The 15,932-nt window shown below is 67.9% G+C and carries 15 protein-coding genes; 8 read left to right on the top strand and 7 right to left on the bottom strand.

Annotation, left to right across the window (positions count from 1 at the left end; translation table 11 throughout):
• Positions 1 to 5: 5 nt before the first annotated feature.
• Positions 6 to 989: an SIS domain-containing protein gene (locus LIN44_RS15885; RefSeq protein WP_115706200.1), complete on the bottom strand. Its 984-nt coding sequence runs from the start codon at positions 987 to 989 to the stop codon at positions 6 to 8.
• Between LIN44_RS15885 and LIN44_RS15880 the strand changes: the two genes are divergently transcribed.
• The gene (locus LIN44_RS15880) at positions 876 to 1,133 is read left to right on the top strand and encodes a hypothetical protein (RefSeq protein ID WP_227314428.1); all 258 of its coding nucleotides are present in this window, start codon (positions 876 to 878) and stop codon (positions 1,131 to 1,133) included. The genes LIN44_RS15885 and LIN44_RS15880 overlap by 114 nt on opposite strands.
• The gene (locus LIN44_RS15875; RefSeq protein WP_227312899.1) at positions 1,133 to 3,112 is read left to right on the top strand and encodes a monovalent cation:proton antiporter-2 (CPA2) family protein; all 1,980 of its coding nucleotides are present in this window, start codon (positions 1,133 to 1,135) and stop codon (positions 3,110 to 3,112) included. Before LIN44_RS15880 ends, LIN44_RS15875 begins: the two co-directional genes overlap by 1 nt.
• Before the next feature lie 27 nt (positions 3,113 to 3,139).
• Here the strand turns inward: LIN44_RS15875 and LIN44_RS15870 are convergent, their stop codons facing one another.
• Together LIN44_RS15870 and LIN44_RS15865 are read right to left on the bottom strand one after the other, a co-directional pair.
• A complete protein-coding gene (locus LIN44_RS15870; RefSeq protein WP_062802030.1) occupies positions 3,140 to 3,514 on the bottom strand; it encodes a ribbon-helix-helix domain-containing protein in 375 nt (124 codons plus the stop codon).
• 99 nt (positions 3,515 to 3,613) lie between these two features.
• Positions 3,614 to 4,192, bottom strand: a complete 579-nt coding sequence (locus LIN44_RS15865; RefSeq protein ID WP_227312898.1) for a DJ-1/PfpI family protein — start codon at positions 4,190 to 4,192, stop codon at positions 3,614 to 3,616.
• 192 nt (positions 4,193 to 4,384) lie between these two features.
• Here LIN44_RS15865 and LIN44_RS15860 point away from each other — a divergent pair, with 192 nt between their 5' ends.
• The 3 genes from LIN44_RS15860 to LIN44_RS15850 all read left to right on the top strand — a co-directional run bounded on the left by LIN44_RS15860 (position 4,385) and on the right by LIN44_RS15850 (position 7,436).
• A complete protein-coding gene (locus LIN44_RS15860; RefSeq protein WP_092307548.1) occupies positions 4,385 to 4,957 on the top strand; it encodes an adenine phosphoribosyltransferase in 573 nt (190 codons plus the stop codon).
• 40 nt (positions 4,958 to 4,997) lie between these two features.
• Positions 4,998 to 5,609, top strand: a complete 612-nt coding sequence (locus LIN44_RS15855; RefSeq protein ID WP_227312897.1) for a LysE family translocator — start codon at positions 4,998 to 5,000, stop codon at positions 5,607 to 5,609.
• A 147-nt stretch (positions 5,610 to 5,756) separates the two neighbouring features.
• Positions 5,757 to 7,436: a Na/Pi cotransporter family protein gene (locus LIN44_RS15850; protein WP_227312896.1), complete on the top strand. Its 1,680-nt coding sequence runs from the start codon at positions 5,757 to 5,759 to the stop codon at positions 7,434 to 7,436.
• Between the two features lie 260 nt (positions 7,437 to 7,696).
• Here LIN44_RS15850 and LIN44_RS15845 read toward each other — a convergent pair whose 3' ends face one another.
• Complete coding sequence (locus LIN44_RS15845; RefSeq protein WP_012351676.1) at positions 7,697 to 8,182, bottom strand: adenosine-specific kinase; 486 nt, start codon at positions 8,180 to 8,182, stop codon at positions 7,697 to 7,699.
• Positions 8,183 to 8,296: 114 nt separating this feature from the next.
• Between LIN44_RS15845 and LIN44_RS15840 the strand changes: the two genes are divergently transcribed.
• The gene (locus LIN44_RS15840; protein WP_227312895.1) at positions 8,297 to 8,890 is read left to right on the top strand and encodes a histidine phosphatase family protein; all 594 of its coding nucleotides are present in this window, start codon (positions 8,297 to 8,299) and stop codon (positions 8,888 to 8,890) included.
• Positions 8,891 to 8,910: 20 nt separating this feature from the next.
• Here LIN44_RS15840 and LIN44_RS15835 read toward each other — a convergent pair whose 3' ends face one another.
• Both LIN44_RS15835 and uvrA read right to left on the bottom strand, forming a co-directional pair.
• Positions 8,911 to 9,306: a hypothetical protein gene (locus tag LIN44_RS15835; protein ID WP_227312894.1), complete on the bottom strand. Its 396-nt coding sequence runs from the start codon at positions 9,304 to 9,306 to the stop codon at positions 8,911 to 8,913.
• A 176-nt stretch (positions 9,307 to 9,482) separates the two neighbouring features.
• The gene (gene uvrA, locus LIN44_RS15830; RefSeq protein WP_227312893.1) at positions 9,483 to 12,344 is read right to left on the bottom strand and encodes an excinuclease ABC subunit UvrA; all 2,862 of its coding nucleotides are present in this window, start codon (positions 12,342 to 12,344) and stop codon (positions 9,483 to 9,485) included.
• Positions 12,345 to 12,567: 223 nt separating this feature from the next.
• Between uvrA and LIN44_RS15825 the strand changes: the two genes are divergently transcribed.
• Both LIN44_RS15825 and LIN44_RS15820 read left to right on the top strand, forming a co-directional pair.
• The gene (locus tag LIN44_RS15825; RefSeq protein WP_227312892.1) at positions 12,568 to 13,818 is read left to right on the top strand and encodes an MFS transporter; all 1,251 of its coding nucleotides are present in this window, start codon (positions 12,568 to 12,570) and stop codon (positions 13,816 to 13,818) included.
• A 221-nt stretch (positions 13,819 to 14,039) separates the two neighbouring features.
• Positions 14,040 to 14,579, top strand: a complete 540-nt coding sequence (locus tag LIN44_RS15820; RefSeq protein WP_227312891.1) for a single-stranded DNA-binding protein — start codon at positions 14,040 to 14,042, stop codon at positions 14,577 to 14,579.
• A gap of 103 nt (positions 14,580 to 14,682) precedes the next feature.
• Here LIN44_RS15820 and LIN44_RS15815 read toward each other — a convergent pair whose 3' ends face one another.
• Positions 14,683 to 15,855 (bottom strand): diguanylate cyclase, encoded by a 1,173-nt coding sequence (locus LIN44_RS15815; protein ID WP_227312890.1) that lies wholly within the window; start codon positions 15,853 to 15,855, stop codon positions 14,683 to 14,685.
• Positions 15,856 to 15,932: the final 77 nt, after the last annotated feature.

The following is a 15,932-nucleotide window of genomic DNA, read 5'->3' as shown; positions in this document are numbered from 1 at the left end:
CCGGCTCAGATGACCTTGGCGCGGGTCAGGTCGTGGATATGCAGCGCGCCGGTCAGGCGGCCATCGTCGTCCACCACCAGCAGCTGGTTGATGCGGTTGGCTTCCATCACCTGCACGGCTTCCACTGCCAGCTGGTCCTGGTTGACCACGTGCGGGTTGCGGTGCATGACCTCGCCGATCGGCACGGTCTTCCAGTCGCGCGGGGTTTCCAGCAGGCGGCGCAGGTCGCCGTCGGTGAACACGCCGATGGCGCGCCCGTCGGTATCCACCACCGCGGTCATGGCCATGCCCTTGCGCGTGATTTCCATCAGCGCCTGCGCCAGCGGCGTGCTTTCGCGTACCTCGGGCACGGCGTTGCCGGTGCGCATCACGTCGCGCACATGGGTCAGCAGCTTGCGCCCGAGCGCGCCGCCGGGGTGCGAGCGGGCAAAATCTTCCTCGCCGAAGCCGCGCGCATCGAGCACCGCGACCGCGAGCGCATCGCCCAGCGCCAGCGCGGCGGTGGTGCTGGCGGTCGGGGCCAGGTTCAGCGGGCAGGCTTCTTTCTCGACCGCGGCGTCCAGGTGGACGTCGGCCAGCTTGGCGAGGTTGGAGTCCGGATTGCCGGTGACCGAAATCAGGCGCGCGCCGATGCGCTTGACGATCGGGATGATCGACAGCAGCTCGCCGGTCTCGCCGGAATTGGAGAAGGCGATCAGCACGTCGTCGCGCGTGACCATGCCGAGGTCGCCGTGGCTGGCTTCGGCCGGGTGCACGAAGAACGCGGGGGTGCCGGTCGAGGCCAGCGTGGCCGCGACCTTGCGGCCGATATGGCCGGACTTGCCGATGCCGGAAACGACCACGCGCCCGGTGCATTGCAGGATCAGCTGCACGGCATGAGCAAAGTCGCCGTTCAGGCGGCCGGAAAGTGCGGAAACCGCATCGGCTTCGGTCTGGAGCGTGTCGCGGGCGAGCCGGAGTGCTCGATCCGCATCGAAATTGGCTATCATGGCGACGAAGTATACCAACGAATGCGACGACACCTGGGCCGGCCCGTGGCGCGCGTCGTGCTTGCCGTGCTCGCCGCATTGTCTGCCGGCAGGGTGCCCGTGCCGGGTCGGACGCGCGCCTGGCCGGTCACCTTGACCACCTGATGCATTCTCCGCTGGAACTGACCCTGGTGCTGCTGGCCGCCGCCGTGTTCGGCGTGGTCGCATTCCGCATGCTGCAGCTGCCGCCGATGCTGGGCTACCTCGCCGTCGGCATCCTGATCGGCCCGCATGCGCTGGGGCTGGCCAGCGATACCGCGCAGACCAAGTACCTGGCGGAATTCGGCGTGGTCTTCCTGATGTTCTCGATCGGGCTGGAATTCAGCCTGGCCAAGCTGCGCGCGATGAAGCGGCTGGTGTTCGGCCTGGGCGGTTCGCAGGTGGTGCTGTCGATGCTGGCAGTGGTGCCGGCCAGCTGGGCCTTCAACTGGCTGTTCCCGTTGTCCTGGCAGGCGTCGGTGGCGCTGGGCGGGGCCCTGGCCATGTCTTCCACCGCCATTGTGTCCAAGATGCTGTCCGAGCGCATGGAGCTGGAGAGCGAGCACGGCCGCAACATCATCAGCATCCTGCTGTTCCAGGACCTGGCGGTGGTGCCGCTGCTGATCGTGATTCCGGCGCTGTCGCAGGATCCGGGCGACCTGATGAAGGCGCTGGGCCTGGCCACGCTCAAGATCGTGGTGGCGCTGGGTGCGATCTTCTTCCTGGGCCAGCGCCTGATGAGCCGCTGGTTCCACGTGGTGGCGGCGCGCCGCTCGCAGGAACTGTTCATGCTGAACCTGCTGCTGGTCACGCTGGGCATGGCGGCGCTGACCGAGCGGCTGGGCCTGTCGATGGCGCTGGGCGCCTTCATGGCGGGCATGCTGATTTCCGAGACGCCCTACCGCCACCAGGTGGAGGAAGACATCAAGCCGTTCCGCGACGTGCTGCTGGGGCTGTTCTTCGTCACCATCGGCATGCTGCTCAATATCCGCGTGGTGCTGGACCATGTCTGGCTGGTGCTGGCGCTGCTGGTGGTGCCGGTGCTGTTCAAGCTGGTGCTGATCGCGGCGCTGGCGCGCGTGTTCGGCTCGCGCCAGGGCGTGGCCATCCGCACCGGGCTGGGGCTGGCGCAGGCGGGCGAGTTCGGCTTCGTGCTGCTGAACCAGATCGACGGCCTGAACCTGGTCGACCCGGTGCTGATCCAGGTGATCCTGGCGTCGATGCTGCTGTCGATGCTGGCGGCACCGTTTCTGATCCAGTACAGCGACGCCATCGTGCTGCGCTTCGCCGCCAACGAATGGCTGATGCAGTCGCTGAACATGACCCGCATCGCCGCGCAAAGCCTGCAGACCGAGAAGCACGCCATCATCTGCGGCTTTGGCCGCAGCGGGCAAAACCTGGCGCACATGCTGGAGCGCGAGGGCATCAACTACGTGGCGCTGGATCTGGACCCCGACCGCGTGCGCGAGGCCGCCGCCGCGGGCGATACCGTGGTCTACGGCGACGCCGGCCGGCGCGAGGCGCTGATCGCCGCGGGCCTGCACCGCGCCGCCGCGGTGATCGTGACCTATGCCAACACGCCGTCGGCGCTGAAGGTGCTGCACCATGTGCAGGAGCTGGCGCCGGCGCTGCCGGTGATCGTGCGCACGGTCGACGACTCCGAGCTCGACACGCTGCAGAAGGCCGGCGCCACCGAGGTGGTGCCCGAGATCATCGAAGGCAGCCTGATGCTGGCCTCGCATGCGCTGGTGCTGTTGGGCGTGCCGATGCGCCGGGTGGTGCGCGGCGTGCAGCAGGCGCGCGACGCGCGCTACAGCCTGCTGCGCGGTTATTTCCACGGCCGCGACGATGAAGAAGACATGGTCGAGCGCGACTCGGTGCGGCTGCATTCGGTGTCGCTCGGGCCGCAATCCACCGCGGTGGGCAGGCGCCTGGGCGTGCTGGGGCTGGAGCGCATCGGGGTCGAAGTGACCGCGGTGCGCCGGCGCGGCATCCGCGCCTTCGACCCCCAGCCCGAGACCGTGCTGGAGCCCGGCGATATCGTCGTGCTGCGCGGGCCGCCCGAGGCGCTGGAGGCCGCCGAGACGCGCATCCTGAACGGCTGAGCGCCGGAACCGGCGCCGCAGCAAGGCTCAGTGTGGGCGCGGCTCGACCCAGGACTCCGGGAGGTTGTCGAGCACCGCGCGCGGGTCCAGCGAGCGGATCGGCACGTCGCGATCGGCCGGGATGCGGCCCTCGCCCTGCAGCATCAGGTAGCGCAGGCAGCACACCCGCAGGAACGATGAGAAATTGCCCGCCACGGCCTCGCTGCCGCGGTGTTCGGTCAGTTCGTCGTGCAGGCGCGTGATCAGCTGGTTGACGGTCATGCCGTCGCGCTGCGCCAGTTCTTCCAGCACTTCCCAGAACAGGCTTTCCAGCCGGATGCTGGTGGCCGCGCCATGCAGGCGCAGCGAGCGCGATTGGCTCTGGTAAGACGCCGGATTGGCGCGGATAAAGATTTCACACATGAAAGGCTCCCTGGCGTGCGGCGCGGCCGGCAGGCTGTGCATGGCCGGCCGGGGCGGCAAGCCATGCACCACGCGTGGGGGCGCCGCGTGCGGAAAGCACTAATGTACGATCCGCGTGCCCAGCACCGCAAGAAACTGCGCCAGCCAGGCCGGATGCGCCGGCCAGGCCGGGGCGGTGACGAGGTTGCCGTCGGTATGGGCCTGGTCGACGGGAATCTCGGCATAGGTGCCGCCGGCCAGCTTCACTTCCGGCGCGCAGGCCGGGTAGGCGGAGCAGGTCTTGCCTTCCAGCACGCCCGCAGCCGCCAGCAGCTGGGCCCCATGGCACACCGCGGCAATCGGCTTGCCCGCCTGGGCGAAGTGCCGGACGATCTCCAGCACGCGCGCGTTCAGGCGCAGGTATTCGGGGGCACGTCCGCCCGGGATGACCAGCGCGTCGTAGCCGGCGGGGTCGACCTCGGCAAAGGTGGCATTGAGGGTGAAATTGTGGCCGCGCTTCTCGCTGTAGGTCTGGTCGCCCTCGAAATCATGGATGGCGGTGGCACAGGCGTCGCCGGCGCGCTTGTCCGGGCACACCGCGTGGACCGCGTGGCCCACCATCTGCAGCGCCTGGAACGGCACCATGGTTTCGTAGTCCTCGGCGTAGTCGCCCACCAGCATCAGAATCTTTTTTGCCATCGTGGTCTCCTGTATGGTTACGGGTGTCCGGCGGGTGCCGGACGCGGCAAGCCGGCACGGGCAGCCCGTCCGGCCGGCACGGCCATTGTGCGGGGCGCCCCCGTGGCGCGGGTGGTAACTGGTTACCGCGCCGTCCGCATGCCGCTGCCACCGCTTTCTGACCGGCGCCGCGCGCCTATCTCCCCAACCCCTATGGCAGATTCCATCATCCAGTCCCCCGACCTCGGCGACGTCACCGGCTACCTGCGCGACCGCATCCGGACCGTGCCGGACTGGCCCCAGCCCGGTGTGATGTTCCGCGACATCACGCCGCTGCTGCAGGATCCCAAGACGCTGCGCGTGCTGATCGATGTCTTCGTGCACCGCTATATGGACGCGCAGCTGGACCTGGTCGCCGGCATCGATGCGCGCGGCTTTATCCTGGGTGCGATCGTCGCGTACGAGCTGAACCTGGGCTTCGTGCCGATCCGCAAGAAGGGCAAGCTGCCGTTCCAGACCGTGGCCGAGGAATACGAACTGGAATACGGCAGCGCCACGGTCGAGATCCACGCCGACGCCTGCAAGGCCGGCGACCGCGTGCTGCTGGTCGACGACCTGATCGCCACCGGCGGCACCATGATGGCCGGGCGCAAGCTGCTGGAGCGCCTGGGCGCGACGGTGGTGGAGGGCGCCGCCATCGTCGACCTGCCCGAGCTGGGCGGATCGAAGCTGCTGCACGGCGCCGGGTTGCCCCTGTTTACCGTGTGCAAGTTCGAGGGGCACTGAGCGATGCGCGCCCGCGTAAGAATCCACGCAAGGAGTCTCCATGCCTGACTTGCTGCTGTTCCTGCTGACCTCCGTCGCCGTGACCGTGGCCCCGGGGCCGGACAACCTGCAGGTGCTGGCGCGCGGCATGGCGCAGGGGCGTCGCGCCGGGCTGGTGGCGGCGCTGGGCTTTTCGGTCGGCTGCCTGTTCCACACCGTGATCGCCGCGGTCGGGCTGGCCGCGGTGCTGCGCTCTTCGCCGCTGGCGTTCCAGCTGATCAAGTACGCCGGCGCCGCCTACCTGATCTGGATCGGCATCCAGGCGCTGCGTGCGCGTGGCGGGCTGGCGCAGGGCGGCGAGGTCGAGGCCGTGCCGCTTGCGCGCGTGTTCCGCCAGAGCGTGCTGGGCAACATGCTGAACCCCAAGGTGACGCTGTTCTTCCTGGTGTTCCTGCCGCAGTTCGTGCGCGCCGATGCGGCGCATCCCGGCCTGCAGTTCCTGCTGCTGGGCGTGGTCTTCATGCTGCAGACCGCGGTGGTGTTCTCGCTGTTCGGGCTGTGCGCGGGCTGGCTGGGCACCTGGCTGCGCCGGCGGCCGGCCACCGGGCGCTGGCTGGACCGCGCTGCCGGGGCCATCTTCGTCGGGCTCGGCATCAGGGTCGCGCTGCCCTGACTGGCGTTGCCGGCAGGCCGCGGACGCTGCGCGGCCGATGCCGTTGCCGGTGCCGGGGGCCAGGCGCATAATGAGCCCTTGACAACGACACGATGACCGGGCGGAGCCTCCGTTCAGTATCCGACACCGGTCACACAAAGGCGCACCATGGGCGTACTCCTTCACCTGTTATCGGGCGTTGCCCTGCTCGTCTGGGGCACCAACATCGTCAAGGTCGGCATCCTGCGCGTCTATGGCGCCAACCTGCGCCACGTGCTGTCGACCAGCGTCTCCAACCGTTTCACCGCCTTCCTCGCCGGCCTGGGCGTCACCGGACTGGTCCAGAGCAGCAACGCCACCGCCGTCATCGTCAGTTCCTTCGTCGGCCAGGGACTGATCGCCGTGGCGCCGGCGCTGGCGATCATGCTCGGCGCCAACGTCGGCACCGCACTGATGGTGCAGGTGTTCTCGCTGGACCTGTCGTGGCTGTCGCCGCTGCTGATCTTCGTCGGCGTGATCTGCCACCTGACCTGGAAGGGCAGCAAGCCGGGCCACGTCGGCCGCGTGCTGATCGGCCTGGGCCTGATCACGCTGGCGCTGGAACTGATCTCGATCGCGACCCGGCCGGTGGTGCAGGCCGCCGGCGTCAAGGTGCTGTTTGCCTCGCTGACCGGCGACTCGGGCCTCGACATGCTGGTCGGCGCCTTCCTGACCATCCTGTGCTATTCGAGCCTGGCCGTGGTGCTGTTCTGCGGCGCGCTGGCCTCGGCCGGGGTGGTGTCGATCCACGTGGCGCTGGCGCTGGTGCTGGGCGCCAACCTGGGCTCGGGCGTCTCGGCGCTGCTGACTACTTCGGGCAACAACCAGCCGGGCAAGCGCGTGACGCTGGGCAATCTGCTGTCGCGCCTGCTGGGCTGCCTGATCGCGCTGCCGCTGCTGGGCCAGGCCGAGGAACTGCTGGCGCTGGTCGACCATGAGCCGCAGCGGCTGATCGTCAACTTCCACCTGCTGTTCAATGTCGCGCTGGCAGTGCTGCTGCTCGGCGCCACCGCGCCGCTGGCGCGCCTGTGCGAAAAGGTGCTGCCCGGGCGCAATACCGGCGACAGCCAGGTCACGCCGCGCCATCTCGATACCGCCGCGCTGTCCACCCCCACGCTGGCGCTGTCCAACGCCGCGCGCGAAGTGCTGCGCATCGGCGACCGCATCGAGCAGATGCTCGACAACATGCTGCGCGTGCTGCGCACCAACGATGCCAAGCTGGCCACTGCCACCTGCCGCATCGACAACGAGGTCGACGACCTCTACACCGCGATCAAGCTCTACCTGACCCGCATCAGCCTGGAAGCGCTCGACGAGCGCGACGGCCAGCGCTGGACCGAGATCATCTCGCTCACCATCAACCTGGAGCATGCGGGCGATATCATCGAGCGCATCCTGCTCGATACCAAGGACAAGAAGATCGCGCACAACCTGATGTTCTCCGAGGCCGGCATGCAGGAAATCGCCGAGATGCACGCGCGACTCGTCGCGAACCTGCGGCTGGGCCTGTCGGTGTTTCTCAATGGCGACCTCAAGAGCGCGCAGGCGCTGATGGCAGAGAAGGCCAACTTCCGCGAACTGGAGCGCAAGTACGCGCGCACCCATCTGCAGCGCGTGGCGGTGCAGACCGCGGAAAGCATCGAGACCAGCTCGCTGCACCTGGACGTGATCAGTGAGCTGAAACGGCTGAACTCGCTGTTCTGCGCCACCGCCTATCCGGTGCTGGAGCAGGCCGGCGTGCTCAACCGCAGCCGGATGAAGGAAGACGATGTGCCGCCGGTCTCGACCGTACAGGCCGCGCGGCCCTGAGTTCTGGCCCTGCCGATCCCCGCGGGTTTGCTCCCCTCTCCCGCTTGCGGGAGAGGGGCAGGGGGTGAGGGCGGGAGTCTCAATGGCTGAGGCCAGCGGGTTAAAAACCGTTGGCTCCGCTTGATGTGGTTCCCAGCTAGACCACCCCTCACCCCGGCCCTCTCCCCATGAGGGGAGAGGGAGAACACCTTGCTCAGGCTAGTTCGGGCGGCATTGGCGCACTCAAAACCGCGCGCCCTGTTCGCTCTGTTTGGGTGCTTTCAAAGCTTGTACCCAAACTTCCGCAGCAACGCCTTGCGTTCCGCCACATCCGCTTCGGTCTCGATCCCCAGCGGCGAAGCGCCGTCGATCACGCCCACCACGCCGCGCCCGGCATCGGTCTGCGCCACGATGACCTGCGTCGGGTTTGCCGTCGCGCAGTAGATCCGGCACACCTCCGGCACCGCACGCACCGCACCCAGCACGTTCACCGGGAAGAAGCCGTCGCCCAGGAAGATCAGGAAGCTGTGGCCCGCGCCGATGGCACGCGCGTTCTCGCAAGCCATGTCGATCAGGGGCTCATCGGTGCCCGACCAGCGCACCAGCCGCTTGCCCGAGGCCTCGCAGAACGCCAGCCCGAAGCGGATGCCGGGCACCGTGCCCACCAGCGCCTCGTGCAGGTCTTCGACGGTCTTGATGAAGTGCGACTGGCCGAAGATGAAGTTGGTGGCTTCCGGCTTGGTGACCGGTACGACCGTCAGTTCCATGGCGGGGCTCCTGTGCGATGGGTGTCGCCGACCGCTTCATGGTAGGGCGCGAAGTAGCGAAAGCAAGCCGGCGCCTGCTATACCGGAGGGGTTGGCCCATCACCGGAGCCGCCGATGCCTGCCTTTTGCAGATGGCTTGCCCTGCTTGCCTTCGTCCCGACGCTTGCCGCCGCACAGGTCGCTCCGGCGTCACAGCGCGAGATCGCGGTGACCGAGCTGCGGCACCCGCATGTCGTGGTGGTACTGCGCCATGCCAGCGCGCCGGGCGTGGGCGACCCGCCCGGTTTCCGGCTGGCCGATTGCGCCACGCAGCGCAACCTCGACGCACGCGGACGCGAGCAGGCGGCGCGGCTGGGTGCGAGCTGGAAGGCGGCCGGCTTTCGGCCGACGCAGGTGTGGAGCAGCGCCTGGTGCCGCTGCCAGGACACCGCGCGGCTGATGGCGTTGGGACCGGTACAGGTGCAGCCGCTGCTCAATTCATTCTTCGGCGCCGATGTACAGCGCCGCGACGCGCAGGTCGCGCAGCTGTCGCGCATGATCGACGGTCTCGACCCGCGCGGCGGGCCTTACCTGATGGTCACGCACCAGGTGGTGATCACCGCGCTGACGGGCCACGGCGCCGACAGCGGCGGGGGTGTGGTGATCGAGTTGCCGCACGGTGGCGCGGCCCGGCGCACGCGGGTGCTGCCGGCTGCGGGGCTGGATTGATCTTGGCGCAGCGCGCCGCCTTACCTGGGCGACATGCCGGAGCGCTGCGGAATGATGGAGGGAGCCTTCTCCATCTCGGCGTCGGGAGAGATGATGCGCAGGCTCTGATCCTTCGGTATGTACGCGCCAGAGAAGCCCGGCTTGGAAGGATCGAGCGATTGACAGACTACCCCGTCGAATGTATTTGGGCCGAGCGTTACATCGCCTTCGTTTGTAATGTCCACCGCACCGTGCATCTGGCACCACCGCGCGTGGCGCTCGTTGGCCTCAGGCAGTTGTTGCGACCGCAAGATGGTTCGTGAGCCATCTGCATTGTGAATTGCATTGTCGGGCGCATTCTGTGCATTGCTGGAGCTCATGCCTGCAATTGACACAAGAGAAGCAGCCATGAGCAGGTTCAGCGTTCGAAACCGCATCAACGTCTCCTCGTCGTGGTGGAAAGGGACGACGTGATGCAAATCATCACGCCCGTACCTTCACATTAGGAGGACGCAGCGGCGGTGAGGGCGCTATCTCACCTCATCTTGATACATCTCAACGACTGTAACGGCTGAGGTAAGCGGGTCGCGCTCGCTCCTGCCCGCTCGAACGCTCAACGCTCCAGCAACGGCTTCAAATACTTCCCCGTAAAACTCGCCTTGCTCTTCGCCACCGCCTCCGGCGTGCCGCGTGCAATCACCTGCCCGCCGCCGGCGCCGCCCTCCGGCCCCATGTCGATCAGCCAGTCGGCGGTCTTGATGACGTCGAGGTTGTGCTCGATGATGACGACGGTATTGCCCTGGTCGCGCAGCTTGTGAATGACCCTGAGCAGCAGTTCGATATCGTGGAAATGCAGCCCGGTGGTGGGCTCGTCCAGGATATATAGCGTGCGCCCGGTGTCGCGCTTGGACAGCTCCAGCGACAGCTTGACGCGCTGCGCCTCGCCGCCCGACAGCGTGGTCGCCGACTGCCCCAGCCGGATATAGCCCAGGCCCACGTCCAGCAGCGTCTGCAGCTTGCGCCGCACCACCGGCACCGCGCTGAAGAACTCGTGCGCCTGCTCGACGGTCAGGTCGAGCACCTCGGAGATGTTCTTGCCCTTGTACAGCACCTCCAGCGTCTCGCGGTTGTAGCGCTTGCCGTGGCAGACGTCGCAGGGCACGTAGACGTCGGGCAGGAAGTGCATCTCGACCTTGAGCACGCCGTCGCCCTGGCACGATTCGCAGCGCCCGCCCTTGACGTTGAACGAGAAGCGGCCCGGGTCGTAGCCGCGTTCCTTGGCCGCGGGCACGCCGGCGAACAGCTCGCGGATCGGCGTGAACAGGCCGGTGTAGGTGGCCGGGTTGGAGCGCGGCGTGCGGCCGATCGGGCTCTGGTCGACGTTGATGACCTTGTCGAAATGCTCCAGCCCCTCGATGCGGTCGTGCGCCGCGGGCTCCGGGGTCGAGCCGTACAGGTGGCGCGCCACCGCGTGGTACAGCGTGTCGTTGATCAGCGTCGACTTGCCCGAGCCGGACACGCCGGTGATGCAGGTCAGCAGGCCCACCGGCACTTCGGCGGTGACGTTGCGCAGGTTGTTGCCGCTGGCGTTGACGATGCGCAGCAGCCGCTCGTCGTCGGGCGCGGTGCGCTGCTTCGGCACTTCGATGCGGCGCTGGCCGGACAGGTATTGCCCGGTCAGCGATGCCGGCGAGGCCTCGATCTGCCGCGGCGTGCCCTCGGCCACGATCATGCCGCCGTGCACGCCGGCGCCGGGACCGATATCGACCACGTAGTCGCAGGCGCGGATCATGTCTTCGTCATGCTCGACCACCAGCACCGAATTGCCGATGTCGCGCAGGTGCTTGAGCGTGCCGATCAGGCGGTCGTTGTCGCGCTGGTGCAGGCCGATCGAAGGCTCGTCCAGCACGTACATCACGCCGGTCAGGCCCGAGCCGATCTGCGACGCCAGCCGGATGCGCTGGGCCTCGCCGCCGGACAGCGTGTCGGCGCTGCGCTCCAGCGACAGGTAGTCCAGCCCGACGTTGTTGAGGAAGTTCAGCCGCGCGGTGATCTCCTTGACGATCTTGTCGGCGATCTCGCGCTTGGCGCCGTGCATGTCCAGCGTCAGGAAGTAGGTCAGCGCATCGCGCAGCGGCCAGCCGTTGATCTCGAAGATCGCGCGCGCCTGCTCGCCGTCGCCCAGCTTGACGTGGCGCGCCTCGGTGCGCAGCCGCGTGCCGTGGCAGGCCGGGCAGGGCTGGTTGTTCTGGTACTTGGCGAGTTCCTCGCGCACCGCGACCGAATCGGTCTCGCGGTAGCGGCGTTCCAGGTTGGGGATGATCCCTTCGAACACATGCTCGCGCACCGTGGTGCGGCCGCGCTCGTTGATGTACGTGAACGGGATCTCCAGTTCGCCCGAACCATGCAGCACGACCTGCTGCACGTTTTCCGGCAGCTCCTCGAACGGCGTCTCGGTGTCGAACTCGTAGTACGCCGCCAGGCTTTGCAGCATCTGGAAGTAGAACTGGTTGCGCCGGTCCCAGCCCTTGATCGCGCCCGAAGACAGCGACAGGTTGGGAAAGGCGACCACGCGCTTGGGATCGAAGAAGGTGATCTGCCCCAGCCCGTCGCAGCTCGGGCACGCGCCCATCGGGTTGTTGAACGAGAACAGCCGCGGTTCCAGTTCCTGCAGCGAATACGAGCAGATCGGGCAGGCAAAGCGCGAGCTGAAGGTGTGCTCCTTGCCGCTGTCCATCTCCAGCGCCAGCGCGCGGCCGTCGGCCAGGCGCAGCGCGGTCTCGAACGACTCGGCCAGGCGCTGCTTGATGTCGGCGCGCACCTTGACGCGGTCCACCACCACGTCGATGCTGTGCTTCTCGGTCTTCTTCAGCTTGGGCAGCTGATCGACCTCGTACACCCGGGCCTGCGCCTCGTGCGCGGTCCCGCCGCCCGAGCGGATGCGAAAGCGCACGAAGCCCTGCGCCTGCATGCTGTCGAACAGGTCGGAGTGCTCGCCCTTGCGGTCGACCACCACCGGCGCCAGGATCATCAGCTTGGTGTCTTCCGGCAGCGCCAGCGCCGCGTCGACCATCTGCGACACACTCTGTGCCTGTAGCGGCAGGTTGTGGTCGGGGCAGTAGGGGGTGCCGGCGCGCGCGTACAGCAGGCGCAGGTAGTCGTGGATCTCGGTGACGGTGCCGACGGTCGAGCGCGGGTTGTGGCTGGTGGCCTTCTGCTCGATCGAAATCGCCGGCGACAGCCCCTCGATCAGGTCGACATCGGGCTTTTCCATCAGCTGCAGGAACTGGCGGGCGTAGGCCGAGAGCGATTCCACGTAGCGGCGCTGGCCCTCGGCGTAGAGCGTGTCGAAGGCCAGCGAGGACTTGCCCGAACCGGACAGCCCGGTAATCACGATCAGCCGGTTGCGCGGCAGGTCGAGATTGATGTTCTTCAGGTTGTGGGTACGCGCCCCACGGATCTTGATTTCTTCCATATGCCGAAAAGTCGTCGCCAGGCAGGCCGCCCCGGCCGGAATGCGCGCCCGGGCGCACCTCTGGGGGTAACCGGCATGGCCAGGTGACCCGGGAAGCGCGAAGGAGCAAACCTGTTAATATACCCAACTTCGGTTTCCGGGGTTGTCCGGCCACCAGCGGACCCGACCATTGCCGCCCACCGGCAACAGCCCGACCCCGAATCCACACGATCCCACGATCGCAATGCCGTCGATCCAGTCTTCTTCCCCGGATACGGGTGCCGCCGACGCATCCCAAGCCCCCGCGCGCGAACGCATGACGCGCGCCGAACTGCGCGCCGCGGTGTCGCTGGCCAGCATCTTTGCGCTGCGCATGCTGGGCCTGTTCCTGATCCTGCCGGTCTTTGCCGAATACGCGCGTGCCCTGCCCGACGGGCAGGATGCGCAGCGCGTGGGCCTGGCCATGGGCATTTATGGCCTGATGCAGGCGTTCCTGCACATCCCGCTGGGGTGGCTGTCCGACCGCGTCGGGCGCAAGCCGGTGATGGTGGGCGGCCTGCTGCTGTTTATCGCCGGCGGCCTGGTGGCCGCGTTTTCCGACACGCTGTCCGGCATCATCGCCGGGCGCGCGCTGCAGGGCATGGGCGCGATCTCCGCGGCGATCACCGCCTGCATCGCCGACCTGACCCGCGAGCGCCATCGCACCAAGGCCATGGCGATGGTGGGCGGCAGCATCGGGCTGACCTTCGCGCTGTCGCTGGTGATTGCCTCGCCGCTGCTGCACAGCATCGGCATGTCCGGCATCTTCGGGCTGATGTCGGTGCTGGGGCTGGTCGCCATCGGCGTGACCGTGTTCCTGGTGCCGACCCCGCCGCCGCCGCACCCGGTGCGGCTGCCGTTCCGCAAGGTGCTGCTCAACGGCGACCTGGCGCGGCTCAATGTCGGCGTGCTGGCGCTGCACGCGTCGCAAGTGGCGATGTTCATGGTGGTGCCGGCGATGCTGGCCGATGCCGGCATGCCGCTGGACCAGCACTGGAAGGTCTACCTGCCGGTGGTGCTGGTGTCTTTCGTGCTGATGCTGGGCCCGATGATGGCGGCCGAGCGCTACGGCCGCGTGCGCCCGGTGCTGCTGGGCGCGGTGGCGCTGATGACGGCGGTGCAGCTGCTGTTTGCCGCGGTGCACGGCCTGTGGGCGATTGTCGCGGTATTGCTGCTGTTCTTCGTCGCCTTCAACGTGCTGGAGGCCATGCAGCCTTCGCTGGTATCGCGCTACGCCGCGGCCGCGCGCGGCGCGGCGCTCGGCGTCTACAACACCACCCAGGCGCTGGGCCTGTTCCTGGGCGGTGCCGCGGGCGGCTGGCTGCTTCAGCACGAGGGCCGCAGCGCGGTGTTCGTGGGCTGCGCGGCGGTGCTGTTGCTGTGGCTTATAATCGCCTGGAGCATGAAGGCGCCGCCGGCGCGCGGGCAGGAAGCCGCACCGGCAACCGCGGCCTGAACCGGCGCCTGCTTTTGCATCAGTCGCATCATTTGGTAAAGCATCCGGGCCGGAAAGAGGCCTAGCATCATCGCGCCACCCGGCATTCTGGCGGGGGCGCGATGTTCGTTTACGTCGCGGCACGATCGCGTCAAACTACGGCGTCGCACTACAACCCGCTTTCACCGTCATCGTATTGCCACGCTTTTCAACACCGCGCGTGGCTTTTGGAGAACATTCACATGGCATCGGTCAACAAAGTCATTCTCGTCGGCAACCTCGGCGCAGACCCGGAAACGCGCTACATGCCCAGCGGCGACGCGGTCACCAACCTGCGCCTGGCCACCACCGACCGCTACAAGGACAAGCAGTCCGGCGAGATGAAGGAAGCCACCGAATGGCATCGCGTGGCGATGTTCGGCAAGCTGGCCGAGATCGCCGCCCAATACCTGCGCAAGGGCTCGTCGGTCTATATCGAGGGCCGCATCCGCACCCGCAAATGGCAGGACCAGTCCGGCCAGGACAAGTACTCTACCGAGATCGTTGCCGACCAGATGCAGATGCTGGGTTCACGCCAGGGCGGCGGCGGCGGTGGCGGCGATGAAGGCGGCTACGGTGGCGGTGGTGGCGGCGGCTATAGCCGCGAAGCTTCGGGCGGCGGTGGCTATGGCGGCGGCCGTGGCGCACAGGGCGGTGGCGGCCAGCAGGGCGGCGCCGCGCGCCGTCCGCAGCAGCCGGCCTCGAACGGCTTCGAGGATATGGACGACGATATTCCGTTCTGAGTATCGCCACAGAAGCTCGCCGGTATCGCCATAGAACCCCCGCACTGCGGGGGTTCTGCTTTTTCGGGGCGCGAGGGCGCAGCGTGCCGCGCCAGGCCAGGTCTCAGGCCAACGCCGCCAGGCCGGCCTCGCGCTCCCATTCGACGCAATTGCGGCCGTTGTTCTTGGCCGCATACAGCACGTTGTCCGCGCGCATCAGCAGGGCTTCCAGGTCTTCGCCGGGCCGCAGCGTGGCCACGCCAAAGCTGGCGGTGACGCTGCGCATGCCTGGCAGCACGTCCATGCTGGTTTGCTCCAGCGTCTGGCGCAGCCGCTCGGCCAGTTGCAGCGCTGCTTCGTGCGGGGTGTCGGGCAACAGCACGACGAATTCCTCGCCGCCCAGGCGGGCGGCGATATCGCGGCGGCGGATGCCGGCGGCAATGATGTGGCCGACCTGCGTCAGCACCGCATCGCCGGCACTGTGGCCGTAGTTGTCGTTGATGAACTTGAAGTAATCCAGGTCGCACAACAGCACGCTCAGTGCCTCGCCCGGGCCGGGCGGAATCAGTCGCGCTGCCAGCGTCTCGAGGCTGCGGCGCGTGTGCAGCTGGGTCAGCGGATCGGTATCGCGTTCATGGCGCAGGTCGTCGATCACGTCCTGCGCGGTCGCCGCCAGCAGCGCCAGCCCGAGCACAAGCAGCAGCAGGGCCAGCGTGGTTTGCAGCCATAGCCAGCCGGCGGTGGGCGACAGCACGGCGGCATCGTGCGCGGCGGCCGCCGCCAGCGCCAGCAGCGTGCGCGGCAGGAACTGGAGCGCGAACACCACGTACACCCAGAACAGCACCCGGTCTACGGCGCGGCCGGTGCGCAGGCGGGCCAGCGGCGCCACCCCCGGCACCAGGATCAGCGCGACGCCGACATTCAGGATGTAGATGCGCGCGACCAGGCTCGGGTGCACCAGGTCGAACCACGCCAGCATGCCGAACAGCGCGAGCGGCAGCGCCACCGCCGCGCAGCGGTCGGGCCGCGCGCCGATGCGGGCCAGCATGCCGCGCAGCAGCAGCACCGCGCTGCCCAGGTAGAGCGCGCCCGTGAAGGTTGCAGTCCCGCCGCCACCGCGCGGCGGCCACAGGACCTGCAGGCCGATTGCCACGGCGGCCAGCAGATAGCAGGCGCCGACCTGCAGCAGGTGGGGCCGCGCGCGCTCGTGGTGCCACGCAAACAGGAAGCAAAGCGCAAGCAGCAAGGCAATGGCGGGATTGACCAGTGCCAGGAATTGACCGGCATCGTGCAACACGGAGAGTCCCCTGTCTTGGTGTCCTCTGGCAGGGGGTGAAACCCGCGTGCAAAGCGCGTCAAAGCGCGCAAGCCAGG

The sequence above is a fragment of the Cupriavidus sp. MP-37 genome, from assembly GCF_020618415.1.
Classification (GTDB): Bacteria; Pseudomonadota; Gammaproteobacteria; order Burkholderiales; family Burkholderiaceae; genus Cupriavidus.
Note: the sequence above shows the minus strand (reverse complement) of the source record. Positions and strands in the feature narration are given on the sequence as shown.